Annotated in this window: 16 protein-coding genes and 2 pseudogenes; 11 read left to right on the forward strand and 7 right to left on the reverse strand. The window is 69.7% G+C overall.

Going from position 1 to position 13,625, the window contains the following annotated elements:
• Positions 1-14: 14 nt before the first annotated feature.
• The 3 genes and pseudogenes from ACODNG_RS13180 to ACODNG_RS13190 form a co-directional block, all read right to left on the reverse strand.
• A complete protein-coding gene (locus tag ACODNG_RS13180) occupies positions 15-680 on the reverse strand; it encodes a cytochrome c biogenesis CcdA family protein (protein ID WP_434521679.1) in 666 nt (221 codons plus the stop codon).
• A gap of 36 nt (positions 681-716) precedes the next feature.
• A complete protein-coding gene (locus ACODNG_RS13185) occupies positions 717-1,301 on the reverse strand; it encodes a TlpA family protein disulfide reductase (protein ID WP_434521680.1) in 585 nt (194 codons plus the stop codon).
• Positions 1,298-2,055 (reverse strand): annotated as a pseudogene (locus tag ACODNG_RS13190) (SCO family protein). Before ACODNG_RS13190 ends, ACODNG_RS13185 begins: the two are co-directional and overlap by 4 nt.
• A gap of 208 nt (positions 2,056-2,263) precedes the next feature.
• Here ACODNG_RS13190 and ACODNG_RS13195 point away from each other — a divergent pair.
• Both ACODNG_RS13195 and radB read left to right on the forward strand, forming a co-directional pair.
• Entirely contained in the window at positions 2,264-2,470 is a 207-nt protein-coding gene (locus tag ACODNG_RS13195; RefSeq protein ID WP_004595330.1) for a cold-shock protein, read from the forward strand.
• Between the two features lie 215 nt (positions 2,471-2,685).
• A pseudogene (gene radB, locus ACODNG_RS13200) lies at positions 2,686-3,392 on the forward strand (DNA repair and recombination protein RadB).
• A gap of 215 nt (positions 3,393-3,607) precedes the next feature.
• Here radB and ACODNG_RS13205 read toward each other — a convergent pair.
• The gene (locus tag ACODNG_RS13205; RefSeq protein WP_434521681.1) at positions 3,608-4,747 is read right to left on the reverse strand and encodes a CBS domain-containing protein; all 1,140 of its coding nucleotides are present in this window, start codon (positions 4,745-4,747) and stop codon (positions 3,608-3,610) included.
• Positions 4,748-4,871: 124 nt separating this feature from the next.
• Between ACODNG_RS13205 and ACODNG_RS13210 the strand changes: the two genes are divergently transcribed.
• Together ACODNG_RS13210 and ACODNG_RS13215 are read left to right on the forward strand one after the other, a co-directional pair.
• Positions 4,872-5,012: a hypothetical protein gene (locus ACODNG_RS13210; RefSeq protein ID WP_209544835.1), complete on the forward strand. Its 141-nt coding sequence runs from the start codon at positions 4,872-4,874 to the stop codon at positions 5,010-5,012.
• Between the two features lie 79 nt (positions 5,013-5,091).
• Positions 5,092-5,775 (forward strand): HAD family hydrolase, encoded by a 684-nt coding sequence (locus ACODNG_RS13215; protein WP_209544833.1) that lies wholly within the window; start codon positions 5,092-5,094, stop codon positions 5,773-5,775.
• A gap of 27 nt (positions 5,776-5,802) precedes the next feature.
• Here ACODNG_RS13215 and ACODNG_RS13220 read toward each other — a convergent pair whose 3' ends face one another.
• The gene (locus tag ACODNG_RS13220) at positions 5,803-6,603 is read right to left on the reverse strand and encodes a hypothetical protein (RefSeq protein ID WP_434521682.1); all 801 of its coding nucleotides are present in this window, start codon (positions 6,601-6,603) and stop codon (positions 5,803-5,805) included.
• A gap of 107 nt (positions 6,604-6,710) precedes the next feature.
• Between ACODNG_RS13220 and ACODNG_RS13225 the strand changes: the two genes are divergently transcribed.
• Positions 6,711-7,502 carry a hypothetical protein gene (locus tag ACODNG_RS13225; protein ID WP_434521683.1) on the forward strand — a complete coding sequence of 264 codons (792 nt, stop codon included), beginning with the start codon at positions 6,711-6,713 and terminating at the stop codon, positions 7,500-7,502.
• Between the two features lie 69 nt (positions 7,503-7,571).
• Here ACODNG_RS13225 and ACODNG_RS13230 read toward each other — a convergent pair whose 3' ends face one another.
• Positions 7,572-8,114 (reverse strand): hypothetical protein, encoded by a 543-nt coding sequence (locus ACODNG_RS13230; RefSeq protein ID WP_434521684.1) that lies wholly within the window; start codon positions 8,112-8,114, stop codon positions 7,572-7,574.
• Between the two features lie 214 nt (positions 8,115-8,328).
• Here ACODNG_RS13230 and ACODNG_RS13235 point away from each other — a divergent pair, with 214 nt between their 5' ends.
• Positions 8,329-9,138, forward strand: a complete 810-nt coding sequence (locus tag ACODNG_RS13235) for an aldo/keto reductase (protein WP_434521685.1) — start codon at positions 8,329-8,331, stop codon at positions 9,136-9,138.
• A gap of 93 nt (positions 9,139-9,231) precedes the next feature.
• The gene (locus ACODNG_RS13240) at positions 9,232-10,125 is read left to right on the forward strand and encodes a tetrahydrofolate dehydrogenase/cyclohydrolase catalytic domain-containing protein (protein ID WP_434521686.1); all 894 of its coding nucleotides are present in this window, start codon (positions 9,232-9,234) and stop codon (positions 10,123-10,125) included.
• Between the two features lie 385 nt (positions 10,126-10,510).
• On the opposite strand, the gene ACODNG_RS13245 is transcribed toward ACODNG_RS13240, so the two are convergent.
• The gene (locus ACODNG_RS13245; protein ID WP_434521687.1) at positions 10,511-11,914 is read right to left on the reverse strand and encodes a bifunctional metallophosphatase/5'-nucleotidase; all 1,404 of its coding nucleotides are present in this window, start codon (positions 11,912-11,914) and stop codon (positions 10,511-10,513) included.
• A gap of 275 nt (positions 11,915-12,189) precedes the next feature.
• Between ACODNG_RS13245 and rpl7ae the strand changes: the two genes are divergently transcribed.
• Genes rpl7ae through ndk form a run of 4 tightly spaced genes read left to right on the forward strand, consistent with a single transcriptional unit; the run spans position 12,190 to position 13,457 of the window.
• Positions 12,190-12,552, forward strand: a complete 363-nt coding sequence (rpl7ae, locus tag ACODNG_RS13250; protein WP_434521688.1) for a 50S ribosomal protein L7Ae — start codon at positions 12,190-12,192, stop codon at positions 12,550-12,552.
• A 6-nt stretch (positions 12,553-12,558) separates the two neighbouring features.
• Positions 12,559-12,783 (forward strand): 30S ribosomal protein S28e, encoded by a 225-nt coding sequence (locus ACODNG_RS13255; RefSeq protein ID WP_434521689.1) that lies wholly within the window; start codon positions 12,559-12,561, stop codon positions 12,781-12,783.
• Positions 12,784-12,786: 3 nt separating this feature from the next.
• Positions 12,787-12,981 (forward strand): 50S ribosomal protein L24e, encoded by a 195-nt coding sequence (locus ACODNG_RS13260; protein WP_149798246.1) that lies wholly within the window; start codon positions 12,787-12,789, stop codon positions 12,979-12,981.
• Positions 12,978-13,457 carry a nucleoside-diphosphate kinase gene (gene ndk / locus ACODNG_RS13265; RefSeq protein WP_215086326.1) on the forward strand — a complete coding sequence of 160 codons (480 nt, stop codon included), beginning with the start codon at positions 12,978-12,980 and terminating at the stop codon, positions 13,455-13,457. The genes ACODNG_RS13260 and ndk overlap by 4 nt, the downstream gene beginning before the upstream one ends.
• Positions 13,458-13,625 lie beyond the last annotated feature (168 nt).

The raw sequence follows: 13,625 nt of genomic DNA on the forward strand, positions 1-13,625 counted from the left end.
ACACGGTTCCGGTCTCAGTACACGACCAGCGAGAGGTACAGCTGGCCGACGCCCGCGACGACCATCACCGCGCCCGCGACTCGCTTCAGCAGTCCGGCGTGGGCCATCACCCGGTTCGCGTTGCTGACGAGTCCGACGCCGGTCGCGACGGTGGTCGCGGCCATCAGGACGGCGACGGTGCCGCCGTAGACGGCGAGGAGGAGCACCGCCGTCTCCGACGGGAGCGCGATCGCGCGGGCGACGACGCCGAGGAACACCGGCGCCACGCAGCCCGCCCCGGCCAGCGCGTACCCCGCGCCGAAGACGCCGAATCCGAGCACGCTCGACCGCCGCTCGGGCAGGGGCACCGATATCGACGGCGCGCGCCCGGCGGCCACGAGCAGCCCGAAAGCGATCAGCAGCCCGCCGACGAGCGTCTCGAAGACGGTGATGTTCGACAGCGTCGAGTAGCCGACCCGGACCGTGGCGCCGGCGAGCAGCGCGAACGTCGCCAGCACGCCGACCGCGGCCGCGACCCCGCGCACTCCCGCCCCGAGGACCGACGCGGAATCGGCGTCGACGGAGTTCACGTAGAAGCCGACGTACCCCGGCAGGAGCGGGTACGCGCACGGCGAGAAGAACGTCGCGACCCCCGCGGTCACGGCGAACGGGACGTTGGTCGCGAGCGAGACGTCGGTCATCGGTCGGTCCGTCGGGTCATTGATCGAATCGCCTGTTCATTCGTCGAGCGCCCGTTCGATGCCTGCGACGAACTCCTCCGTCGTGTGGGTTCCGGAGGTCGACCACCGGACGCGCCCGGCGGCGTCGATTGCGCGGGCGCTCGGGTAGCCGCCGACGTTGAGTCGCGCCGCAAGCTCCGCCGTCACGTCGGCCGCGACAAGCCAGTCTCCGTCGTTCTCGGTCCACCAGTCGGCAACCGACTCCTCGCTCACTGCGCCGCCGACGTCCTCCGGCGTCACCGAGACGAACAGCACCTCCTCGCCGAGCCGCTCGTGCGCCGCGACGAGGTCGGGCATCTGCTCGACGCACGGACTACACCACGTCGCGAAGAAATCGATGAAAGTTGGACGATCGGGAGCTGGCAACGTCACCTCGCCGTCGCGACTCCCGGGCGCGTCCACCGTCTCGAGCGTCACCGGTTCGACCGGTTCCGGCGCCTCGCCGTCGGTTTCGTTGCTGGTCTCGCTGCCGTCGAGGGCGTCTCCACCGAGCGAGTTGGGGACCCCGCCGGTCGCGACGGCGCCCGCCCCGCCGAGCACCCCGACGCTCGCGAGTCCGGCCAACAGGTCCCGTCGCCTCACGCAGTGACCACCCGTCGAAAGTCGTCGACGATCCGTTCGACGTCGGTCTGGGGTCCTCTCGGGTACGCCCGCTCGACGATGCCCCGCTTGTTGACGAGCAGGATGAGACCGTAGTGCGGGAACGCGTACTCTAAGTTCTCGTACTCCGAGCCGTCCGTCTTCTCGATTTTGAGCCCGAGGTTCTCGTCCATCAGCTCCACGCCCGCCTCGTAGCTCTCGGGGCGGAGGAAATGCCAGTTGCCGGCGTCGAGGTCGACGCCGCGCTGGCCGGCGTACTCGCGGAGCACGTCGGCCGTGTCGCGCTCGGGATCGAACGTGAGCGGGAGGAACGCCGCCTCGTCGCCGAACCCCTCCTCGGCCGCGACCTCCTGCGCGCGCCGAAGTCGGAGGATGAGCGCGGGACAGACGCCGTCGGGGCAGCTGGTGTAAAAGGAGGTCCACAGGAACGCGCGCTCGCCCTCGAACTCCGCCGTCGATATCTCCTCGCCCGTGATCGGGTCGGGGACGGTGAACTCGGGCATCTCGTCGCCGCGGATCGGGTGGACCGGATCCCCCGGCTCTGTTCGGGCGGGCCGAGGACGGTTTCGTTCGCGCTGGCGCCGCCGGAGTCGGGAGCGTCGTCGGCGTCGGGTGAGCCGTCGGCGCTGCCGGAGTTGCCGGAGTTGCCGAGGACGCCGGCACAGCCGGCGGTGGCGGTCGCGCCGGCGGCGGTGCCGGTGGCGGCGAGCGAGCGGAGGAAGTGGCGGCGGTCCATGTCGTTGTCCGACCTACGTGGGCGCGCGTAAATGAACCCCGCGGCTGGTGGCACGCGGTGAACACGACCGGAAGCGTCCGAACATCGACCGGACGGCCTGAAACGAGGCGGTATCCGGAACTGTCCACAGGAGACGAACGCCCGGAACCTCCGTGGTACCGTGACCCTCGCAAGGGTTATCCCCGAACGGGCTGTACGTATATTCGCAATGGCAAACGGTAAGGTTGATTTCTTCAACGACACTGGCGGCTACGGTTTCATCTCGACTGACGACGGCGACCTCGACGACGACGAAGACGTGTTCTTCCACATGGAAGACGTCGGCGGCCCGGACCTCGAGGAGGGTCAGGAAGTGGAATTCGACATCGAATCGTCCCCCAAGGGACCGCGCGCGACGAACCTCGTCCGCAACTAACCCCCAAGTAGCGGACGCGCGTCCGCACGCACTACCGGATTTCGGCCGTCGATCGACGTGATTGACGCCATCTCCGTTTCTTTCACACTTATTACACCTCGACGAGCGACGGCGCTTTCTCGACGGATGACGGCGTTCCGCCGACGAGCGGCGCGTATCGCCCCGTTCCCGACGGATCGACCGTTTAAATACGAGCGCGAGAGAAGCTCTCGCCAGTGACTGATCCGATCCCGACCGGCTGTCGCCCGGTCGACGAGCTGTTGGGCGGCGGCTTCGAGCGCGGCGTCGTCACGCAGGTGTACGGCCCGCCGGCCGCGGGGAAGACGAACCTCGCGCTCGCCGCGGCGGTCGAGGTCGCGGCCGGCGGCGACCGCGCCCTCTACATCGACACGGAGGGGCTCTCGATCGACCGCTTCGAGCAGATGGCCGAGGGGCGGCTCGACCGGGACGACGGCGACGAGGCCCTCGAGGCGCTCGCCGCTCGGCTGGTGATTCTCGGAGGCGTACGACTTCGACGACCAGCGCGAGGCCGTCCGCGACGCCGAGGAGCTCGCGGAGGAGGTGGAGCTGATCGTGTTAGACTCCGCGACGGGCTTCTACCGACTCGAGCGCGCCGGCGACACCGAGGGCGGCGAGTCGCTCCGCAAGGTCGCCAAGCAGGTGACCCACCTCCTCTCTGGCCCGGCGTCACGACGTCGCCGTCGTGATCACGAACCAGGTGTTCACCGACCCCGAGGGCGACCGCGACCGCGCGCTCGGCGGCAACACCCTCAACCACTGGACCGGCGCAATCGTCCGCGTCGACCGGTTCCGCGGCGGGAATCGCCGAGCGACCCTCGAAAAGCACCGCTCGAAGCCCGCGGGCGACACCGCGACCTTCCGGATCGTCGCCGACGGGCTCGCCGAGGGCGCGGACGGATAGGCGAGCCGCTTCGCCACGGACGATAGGCGAGCCGCTCCGCCACGGACGATAGGCGAGGTGCGTCGCCGGGGAAACGGGTCTGAAAGCCTCGGTCGACGAGGCGACGGAAACGACGAAAATACGCGTCGGAATCGGTCGAGGTCGGCGGACGAACGCGGATTCGGCGTCGGCGTTCGTCCGCGCGTCGGGTGCTTCTCGGCTTACGGTCTACCGGCTCACAGCTGGCCGAGCTTCCGGAGGAGCTGGCCGCGGTACTCCTCGTCGGCGTTGACGCCCTTGATCTCTAAGACGTTGCGCTCCAGCTTGTCGAGCGCGACGTGGAACGCGTGTTCGGCGCCGTACCCCTCGCCGGAGCCGCCGACCTGCCCCTCGTTGGTGCGGAGGCGGATCTGACACTGGATCAGGGGCGTGCCGCGGAGCTTCTCCTTGTGCGCGTGGAGCCGGACGTGCGCGTGGATGACGTGGATGTCCGCGTACTTGTCCGCGACCTGCTCGATGGATTCGACGATGTGCTCGCGGGAGGTCGTGTCCAGCAGGTCGACGTTCGTGATCTGGACGTCCATCGAGTCCTGCTCGGTGAACGTGAGCGCGCGCAACACGTCGGTCTTCGTCACCATCCCGGCGACGGTGTCGGCGCCCTCGGGCGTGACGACCAGCCCGGAGACCTCGTTGTCGAACATGCGCTCGACGACCGCTTGGGCCGTCTCGTCGCTCGTCGCCGTGACGACCGGGCTGGACATGATGTCGTAGACGGGGATGTCGAGCATCCGATCGATGTCGCCGGCGCGGTCGCCGCTGCCCTGCCGCTCCTGGTCGCGGACGACGAACTCCACGATGTCGTTCGTGGTGACGACGCCGACGAGGTCGCCGTCGTCGTCGAGGACCGGGAGCCGGGAGACGCCGTTCTCGCGGAGGCGGTTGATGGCGCGGCCGACGCTCTCCGTCTCGCCGATGCCGATCACGTCCTCGGTGGCGATCTGGCCGACGGTGATCGCGTCGAGGCTGTCGAGGACGGTCTCGAGGATCTGGTCGACCGTGACGATACCGTAGAGCTTCTCGCCCTCGTAGACGGGCGCGATCTTCACGTCGCCCTCGACGAGGAGCCGGGCGGTCTCGCGGATGTCCTCGTGTCGGTCGACCGAGGGCGCCGGCTTCATCACCGCCGACACCTTCGTGTCGTCTTCCATGCGCGAGCGCATGAGCTGTTTCTCCCCGACGACGCCGGCGTACTCGCCGTCTTCGACGACGACGATCCCCTTCGGGTTCTCTCGCTCGAAGATAGAACGGACCTTGGCGAGTCGCTCGTCGACGTCGACCTCGACGTATTCCGACACTGCGATATCAGAGATGTTCATGGTCCAATCTGAGTCTTCGACCGGCCGGGTATTGAAAGTGCGGGGGTTTTGCGCGCGCCCGGACTCGTCTCCGACGGACGGAATCCGCCTGAAGGTATTTCCGCGTCGCCGACGAAGTCGGAACGTGAAACTCTCGACCGCGCTGATCGCCGTCGGCGTCGCGCTGATCGTGATCCCGCTGCCGGTCCCCATCCCGTTCATCGGCGTGATCGTCGGCACGATCGCGCTGCTCGCCGGGCTTTTCCTCCGACTGTTCGGCGTGTGAGGCTCCGGTCTCACGACACCGAGGCACCGCCGTCTCGGCGTGTGAAACCTTTTTGCCCGTTACCCACCCACGGGGAGGCGTGTACGACGCCGTCGTCCTCGACAACGACGGGGTGTTGGTCGGGCGGACGCCGTTCGACACGCTCCGCGAGGCCGCCTGGGACGCGTTCGTGAGCCTCGGCGTCGAGGACCCGGACCTCGCCCACGTCGACGACGTCGCCGTCGGCGTCGACCCCGCGACGCTGACCGACATCTGCGAGCGCTACGGCGTGGACCCGACGGAGTTCTGGCGGGTGAGAGACGAGACCGCGGCCGCGGCGCAGATCGACGCCGCCCGGAAGGGACGGAAGACCCCGTACGACGACGTCGACGCCCTTCGCGCGCTGGACGCCTCGCTCGGCGTCGTCTCCTCGAACCAGCAGGCGACCGTCGACGCCCTCCTCGACCACTTCGGGCTGGCGGGCCACTTCGAGGTCGCGTACGGCCGCGAGCCCTCGGTGGCCAGCCTCTCGCGAAAGAAGCCCTCTCCCTACTACATCGAGCGCGCCCTCGAAGACCTCGGCGCCGAGACGGCGCTGTTCGTCGGCGACAACGAGTCGGACGTCCGCGCGGCCGACAACGCCGGCATCGACTCCGCGTTCGTCCGCCGCCCCCATCGACGGTCGACGGAGCTTGCCTGCCACCCGACCTACGAGATCGACGACCTCCACGACCTCGTGAGCATCTGCGGGCGGTCCTCGACCGACGACGAGGAGCCGGTCTGAGACCGTACTCCCCCGGCTCGGACCGTCTCACTCCGTCGGAATCCGATCGAGCCGACGCCGGACCGCGCCCTCCGCGAGCGCGACGAGGGCGAGCGCGACCGCGATCGGCCCCAGCAGGAGCAGGCCGACCGGGCCGCCCTCCGCGCCGGTGATCGTGTCCCACGCGAGCGACGGGGCGAACAGCGCGAAGCAGGCGACCGGTCCGATCAGCCCTCGGGCCGTCGCCGCGGCGACCGGCACCGCTGCCGCGAGCGTGGTCGTCGCGGCCATCACCGGGACCGCGGTCGACGGGGAGACGCCGAACGCGGCGACGCGCGCCGTCGCGGCCGCGCCGAAGACCCCGCCGACCGCGAGTCCGACGAGTGCGGCGTCGCGGAGGCGGGTCGGCGCCGGCGGGAGATTTCGGATCCGGTCCGAGGCGAGTCCGTACCGGTAGCGCAGCCCGAACTCCGCGCCGGCCGCGACGGCGAGCAGTCCGGCGACGACGGTCCAGCCGCCGGCGTACGCCGAGAGGAACACGGTGCGGTCGACCACGAGGAACCCGCCGACCTCGGACCACTCGGGCGGCGCTCCCGCCGCGTCGCGGACGGTCGCCCACGCGAGCGCAGCCGGGAGACCGACCGCGGGCGAGTACAGCCGCGTGTGCGCGGTTGCGATCGCGACGAGAAAGCCGACCGCGAAGAGACCGATCGCGCGGCCGGGATCCGCGAGCGGCCACCGCTCGGGCGGCGCGTGACCGAGTGCTCGGAACGCCAGTTCGACGGCCGCGAGGTGAACCGTCCCGCCGGCGAGACCGGCGAGGAGGGTCCGGGTGGAGGGCCGGGGCATGGGCGACGGGTCTCGCCGACGCGCCGTATGTGTTTCGCCGCACGTGAGCGCGCCTCCGCCACGAACCCGACCGAAATCCTGATTGGCGGTCTCGACGAGTTCGGAGCGTGTCCGAACCCTCCACCGACCCTGACCGCTTCGCCCCCAACGACTCGAGGCGCGTCGACCGGGCGGCGCTCGACGCAGTCGCCTCTCGGTACCGCCGCGCCGAGCGCCTCGTCGGTTGGACCCTCGCGCTGCTCGTCGCCGGCGCGTTCCTTGCGGCGGTCGCCGCGCTGTCGTTCTGGCCCGGCGTGGCGGTCGCCGTCGTCCTCCTCGTCGTGCTCCGCCTCCCGGTCTACCGACGGCGCGGCTCGGTCCGGCTCCGGACGGATGCGCCGCCCGAGACAGTCGTCCGCGAGTTCGCCTCGGCGACGCCACCGGTCCTCGCGTTCCAATGGGCCGTCGCCGACGAGGTCCGGACCGACGGTCCGGTCGACGATACGACCGCCTCCGACGCGGACGGCGGCGCGGGCGCGTCCGGCGCGAGCGCGACGTACGCGCTCTCGTACCTCTTCGGACTCAAGACGGCCGAGATAGACCTCTCCGTCGGCGTGACCGAGGGAGACGCGTTTGCCGACGACGACGCGACCGATGGGGGCGGGAGCGGGACCGAACGCCCGCGGGCTGCGACGGTCGAAATCGAGGGGACGGCGGACGGCCGCCCGTGGGGGTCGTACGTGGTGACGGTCCGCGAGGCGGCCGACGGCGGGAGCGTCGTCGACGTCGAGCTGCGGCCGACGCGGCGGTTCGACATCCGTCGGATCCCGCAGGGCTGGGTCGCGGACCGGTACTACGCCGACGCGCTCGCGGCGCAGGGGTACGAGGTCATCGAGCGGACGACCTCGCTGACGCGGTGACCTTCGCCGCGATCCACGCGACGGGACCGACTCCCGCGCCGACCCCTCGCCTTAGGCGACGAGTCCGGCTTACGCGACGAGTTCGGTCGCGGGCGCGTCGACGGCGGTCCGAGAGACCCCCTCGGCGTCGTCGGCGCCGCAGAGGTCGACGCCGCGGAGCCGAAACGCGAGCGCGGCGTCATTTCGGGCCGCCGGCGACCGCGGGCTGAGCGCCGTCTCGGCGGCGCCGCCGTCCTCGCTCTCGTGAACGACGACCACGTCGCCCTCCCTGAAGGCGACGTGTCGGACGTCTCGGAGGCGAATCTCAGTCCGAGCGTTCTGGAGCGCCGAGACGCCGACCCCGGCGAACGCCGGCGCGAGACCGAACGCCGCGACGCCGACGCCGGTTCCGGGTTCGCCGGTCCACTCCAGTAGCATCCCGAGCGCGCTGATCACGGCGCCGACGCCGGACCACCCTACGTCTCGTCCGACCGACGGGAGCCGGCCGTTCGCGAGGCTCCGAGCGACCTCGCGGCACGTGCGACCGACTCGCCGCCGAACCCGTATCTCGTCAGGCGCGACCTCGACGCGTCCCGCGGTCGTCGCGAACGACCACGTCCCGGTGCGGGTCATGCGGCGACGGTTCCGGCTGGGGGAGCAGCGAACGAGTGACTGACGGCGAACGAGCGACCGATGGCTGGTAGACGACTGCGTGGAGGGACGACAGGCATGGACGGCGATACGCCGGCCGACTCCGTAAATGCTCCCGTGAATCACGGTGAACGAGGGCGCGAGCGGTCTCATGACGCGACGGGAGGCTTTTGTTCCGCGACGCGAACCCGGACGCATGGAACTCCCGTCCGTCGGTCTCGGCACGATGGGGATCGACGACCCCGACGCGGTCGCGACCGCGCTCGCCGTCGGCTACCGCCACCTCGACACCGCCCGGATCTACGACAACGAGGCGGTCGTCGGCGAGGGGCTCGCCGCGGGGCTGGCCGGGGACGACGGCGTCGACGACGCCGTGGACGCCACGGGGAACCTCGACCGCGACGACGTGACCGTCGCGACCAAGCTCTGGATCGACGACCTCGCGGCCGACGAGGTCGAGCCGGCCGCCCGCGAGAGCGCGAACCGGCTCGGGGTCGATGAGATCGATCTCCTCTACGTCCACCGGCCGCGCGGCGACTACGACCCGGAGACGACGCTGCCGGCGTTGGATCGCTTGGTCGACGTGGGTCTGGTCCGGAACGTCGGCGTCTCGAACTTCGAGATCGCGGACCTCGACCGCGCGATCGACGTCCTCGGTCGGCCGCCGGCGGCCCACCAGACCGAACTCCACCCGCTATTCTACCGGCCGGACCTCCTGGATCACGCCCGCGAACACGGCTATCCGGTCGTCGCCTACTCGCCGCTCGCCGGCGGTCGGGTCCGCGAGGTCGACGCCGTCGTCGAGGTCGCGGACGCGCACGGGACGACGCCCGAGGCGGTCGCGATCGCGTGGGCGACCGCGAAGGAGCCGGTGGTCGCGATCCCGAAGGCGTCGAGCGAGGAACACCTCCGCGCGAACCTCGCGGCGGCCGACCTCGAACTGACCGACGCGGAGGTCGCCGCCATCGACGCGGTCGAGCGCGAGGCGGAGCTGTTCCCCGAGTAGACGATCCGCTTTCTTGGATCGAACCGGGTAACGATCGCGTTGGATGACCACGATCCCGCGCCACTTTTACCTCGGGACTGCCGAGGTTCTCGCATGACCGAGATCATCGACGGGGAGGCGGTCGCGGCCGACGTGCGCGACGCGGTCGCCGATGAGGTGGCGCGGCTCTCCGACGCCGGCGTCGAGCCGGGACTGGCCACGGTGCTGATGAGCGACGACCCCGCGAGCGAGACGTACGTCTCGATGAAACAGCGCGACTGCGAAGAGGTCGGTATCGAGAGCTTACACGTCGAGATCGACGCCGACGCGCCCGCGAGCGAGCTGTACGAGACGATAGACGACCTCAACGACCGCGACGATGTCCACGGCATTCTGGTCCAGCTTCCGCTGCCGGACCACGTCGACAAGCGGACCGTCCTCCGGCGGATCGACCCCGAGAAGGACGTGGACGGCTTCCACCCGGAGAACGTCGGCCGTCTCGTCGCGGGCGACGCCCGGTTTAAACCCTGTACGCCCCACGGCGTCCAGAAGCTCCTCGACGCCTACGACGTGGAGACGGAGGGCGCGGACGCGGTCGTCGTCGGTCGCTCCGACATCGTCGGCAAGCCGATGGCGAACCTGCTGATCCAGAAGAGTCCGGTCGGGAACGCGACGACGACGGTGTGTCACTCCCGCACCGAGGACTTGGAGGGGAAACTGGCCGACGCGGACATCGTCGTCGCGGCCGCGGGCATCCCGGAGTTCGTCGACGGCTCGATGCTGAAGTCGGGTGCGACCGTGATCGACGTGGGGATCAACCGCGTCGACGCGGACACCGAGAAGGGGTACGAACTCGTGGGCGACGTGGAGTACGAATCCGCGAAGGAGGTCGCGGGAGCGATTACGCCGGTTCCCGGCGGCGTCGGGCCGATGACGCGCGCGATGCTCCTCTACAACACGGTGAAGGCGGCCGGTCTCCAGCGCGACGTTGATGTGGAGTTGAACTAGGACCGAGACGCTGTGGAGTTCGTGAGTTCTGGCGGTCTTCGTTTATAAGCCATTGGCTGTTATTTATAAACAGTTGCTGGTGGATCGACGGCGAACACCGCCAAATCCCCAGTCGCGAGGACGCCGTACGCTCGCTGCGCTCCTCACTCGGTCGCTCCGCTCCCTCGTTGCGGTGCTTACGTCGCCTACGGCGTCCTCGCGACTGCCCCTTTGAGTCCCGCCCCACCGCAACCGCACCGCAGCCTCACGCCTCCCCAGCCTCGTCGCGGCCGCTTAAAAGCGGCCGCGACTCCCTCGCGCGTGCTGTCTCGCGGCCGCCGAGGGCGGCCGCTCGCAGGCACGCGCCACCGCATCAGTTTATCAATAAGTCGTCGTCGCGGTCGCGTCAGTCGTCGTCGGCCGCGGCGGCGCGGTTCCGGATCTCGATCCGGCCTTCGATTGCGGGGTCGATGCCGTGTTCGCGGGCGTACTCGGCCAGCACCTCGTACTGGATGCCCGCTTCGTCGACCCGGTGGCGCTCGCCGAGGGTCGGGAACTCGTGTTCGGAGTGGAGGAGATACTCCGAGACCGCGACCGTGTAGCGCGCGTCAGAGTCGATGGGCTCGCCACCGACGGCCGCCTCCAGAATGAGTTCGGCGTCGTCGTCCCAGACGACGCGGGCGTTCGAGACGTGGCCGTGCCACCAGTCGTCCTCGCCGAAGTCCACGTCGGGCGCGGCCATCTCGCGGAGCACGTCGCCGAGTTCTGCGCCGGTGACGGAAGCGAGCGCGACCGGCTCCTCGAACGGGATCAGGGAGATCAGGTCCGCCTTCGTCACGTCGCCGGCCCACGGGTCGCCCTGCCGGAGCCCGCCGGCGTTCGACAGGCCCACGTCGGCGCCGTGGACCCACCGGAACGCGTCCGCGACGAAGTTCCCGACCCGACACTCCCCGCCGTGGACCACGTCGCCCGATCGCTCTATCGGCTCGTCGACGACGTCGACGGTCTCGTCGAGGTCGGCCGCGGCCATCCGCTCGGCGAGCGCGTCCGCCAGCCCGGGCGCGGAGTCGGCCCCCTCCGGCTCGTGGAGCGTCGCGGTCGGGGGTTCGGCGTCGAGGTCGATCTCGGCCACCGCCTCGCCGTTGACGCCGGGCCGGACCAGCAGCGTCTCCGCGACGGTCTCGTTCCGGCGGCTGTGGACGTGGCCGCCGAGGACCGCGTCCACGTCGAGTTCGCGGGCGAGGTCGTCGTCGCCCGCCCCGAGATGCGAGAGGATCACAGTGCGATCGAGGTCCTCACCCTCCTCGGCGACCGCGGCGCGCATCTCCGCGAGCGCGTCGCGCGCCGCGGCGACGGGGTCGTCGAAGGTGAGGTCCGCGGCCATCGGGTTCAGCGAGTCGGTCGCGGGGTCGGTGACGCCGACGAACCCGACCGTCTCGCCGTCGACCTCGCGGGTCGTCCACGGGACGACACCCTCGTCGCGGCCGAACGGCTCGCCGTCCTCGTCGCGGACGTTCGCGGAGACGAACGTCGCGGGCGCGTCGGCGACGAGATCGCGGAGCGCGTCCGGCCCGTAGTCGAACTCGTGGTTGCCGAAGGTATCGAGGACGGTGTCGGTCGCCTCGTAGAAATCGAGGACCTGCCTCCCGGTCGCGACCAGCGAGAGGACGCCCGGCGCGGTCGTGTCGCCGGTGGCGACGACCGCGGCGTCGGGACCGGAGAGCGCCCGGATCCGACCGGCGAGGCGGGCCGCCCGATCGGGGGCGTCGAAGACGTTCTCGATGTCGGAGTAGTGGACGAGACGGACCATTCGATGTCGGACGGGAGGCGCGTGGCGGGCTTAAAAAGCGCGGAGTCTGATCGCGACCGCCGGCCTCCGCGGGGCGGTACTGCCCATCTCGCGTCCTCCTCCGAGATTCCGACCCGTGATCCGCGCTCGCACACGCGCAGGACATTGAAAGCGCTTTTATGGATGTCCGGACTACGTCGCTTCACAGCCTCTGCGGGGTTGATGATGTGCCGTGCCGTTAGGGACCGACCACGGTACGGGCACGCGAGCCCGCGCGGAGGATAGGTGAACAACATATGCCCGTTTACGTAGACTACGAAACCCCAGCCGACCTCGCCGAGCGATCGCTTGAGGCACTCGAGGTTGCCCGAGACACCGGTACAGTGAAGAAAGGAACCAACGAGACCACGAAGGCCGTCGAGCGCGGCAACGCGGATCTCGTCATCGTCGCCGAGGACGTCTCCCCCGAGGAGATCGTGATCGACCTCCCCGAACTCGCCGAGGAGAAGGGGATTCCGGTCGCCTTCGTCGACACGCAGGACGAGGTCGGCCAGGCCGCCGGTCTCGAAGTCGGCTCGGCCGCCGCCGCCGTCGTCGACGCCGGCGACGCCGCCGACGACGTCGAGGACATCGGCGAGAAGGTCGCGGAGCTTCGATAACCTCCCATGAGCGCAGAAGAGGGCACCGGCGACTCGACGACCGCGGAGGTCATCGAGGTCGTCGGCAAGACCGGGATGGACGGCGAGGCCATGCAGGTCAAGTGCCGCATCCAGGAGGGATTGAACCAGGGCCGGATCATCACCCGGAACGTCCTGGGTCCCGTCCGTCTGGGCGACGTGCTCCAGCTGCGGGAGACCCAGCGCGACGCCGACTCCATCGGAGGCCGATAACCAATGGTCGAGACACGCACCTGCGATTACAGCGGTGAGGAGATCGAGCCCGGCACGGGCACGATGTACGTGAAGAAGGACGGACAGATCCTCCACTTCGTCGACTCGAAGGCGGAGAAGAACTACTTCCTCGGCCGCGAGGCGCGCGACGTCGAGTGGACCGAGGAGGGCCACCGCGCGGGAGGCGACGACCAGTGAGCCACCACGACGAGCGGACCTTCGTGATGGTCAAGCCCGACGGCGTCCAGCGCGGACTCATCGGCGAGATCGTCTCTCGCTTCGAGGACCGCGGGCTCAAGCTCGTCGCCGGGAAGTTCGTCCAGCTCGACGAGGCGCTCGCGAAAGAGCACTACGGCGAACACGAGGACAAGCCGTTCTTCGACGGTCTCGTCGACTTCATCACCTCCGGTCCCGTCTTCGCGATGGTGTGGGAGGGCGCGGACGCGACCCGACAGGTCCGCGCGATGGTCGGCCAGACCGACCCGACCGAGTCCGCCCCGGGCACGATCCGCGGCGACTTCGGTCTCGACCTCGGCCACAACGTGATCCACGCGTCGGACCACGAGGACGAGGGCGCAAACGAGCGCGAGATCGACCTGTTCTTCGACGACGACGAACTCGTCGACTACGACCTCGACACCGCCGCGTGGGTGTACGAGGAAGAAGACCACTGACGCGGCCGTTCCGGGTTCCGGATTTTTCCGCCGTGACGCACCGCCCGCTTCTCCGCTGAGCTTTCGCTCAGTCGACACACCGCGTTTCCGGTGAATACCGACCTCGGATCCCACGCAGTCGGCTGATCTTCTCCACTCTCACGGTTATAAAAGGCGGACAGATTCGCC

Origin of the sequence: Halorubrum sp. AS12, assembly GCF_051122765.1 — an archaeon.
Classification (GTDB): Archaea; Halobacteriota; Halobacteria; order Halobacteriales; family Haloferacaceae; genus Halorubrum; species Halorubrum trapanicum.

Coding starts and splice junctions, on each gene's coding strand:
- ACODNG_RS13180 (WP_434521679.1), bottom strand. CDS start 680: ATGACCGACGTCTCGCTCGCGACCAACGTCCCGTTCGCCGTGACCGCG.
- ACODNG_RS13195 (WP_004595330.1), top strand. CDS start 2,264: ATGGCAAACGGTAAGGTTGATTTCTTCAACGACACTGGCGGCTACGGT.
- ACODNG_RS13205 (WP_434521681.1), bottom strand. CDS start 4,747: ATGAACATCTCTGATATCGCAGTGTCGGAATACGTCGAGGTCGACGTC.
- ACODNG_RS13220 (WP_434521682.1), bottom strand. CDS start 6,603: ATGCCCCGGCCCTCCACCCGGACCCTCCTCGCCGGTCTCGCCGGCGGG.
- ACODNG_RS13230 (WP_434521684.1), bottom strand. CDS start 8,114: ATGACCCGCACCGGGACGTGGTCGTTCGCGACGACCGCGGGACGCGTC.
- ACODNG_RS13235 (WP_434521685.1), top strand. CDS start 8,329: ATGGAACTCCCGTCCGTCGGTCTCGGCACGATGGGGATCGACGACCCC.
- ACODNG_RS13240 (WP_434521686.1), top strand. CDS start 9,232: ATGACCGAGATCATCGACGGGGAGGCGGTCGCGGCCGACGTGCGCGAC.
- ACODNG_RS13245 (WP_434521687.1), bottom strand. CDS start 11,914: ATGGTCCGTCTCGTCCACTACTCCGACATCGAGAACGTCTTCGACGCC.
- rpl7ae (WP_434521688.1), top strand. CDS start 12,190: ATGCCCGTTTACGTAGACTACGAAACCCCAGCCGACCTCGCCGAGCGA.
- ACODNG_RS13255 (WP_434521689.1), top strand. CDS start 12,559: ATGAGCGCAGAAGAGGGCACCGGCGACTCGACGACCGCGGAGGTCATC.
- ACODNG_RS13260 (WP_149798246.1), top strand. CDS start 12,787: ATGGTCGAGACACGCACCTGCGATTACAGCGGTGAGGAGATCGAGCCC.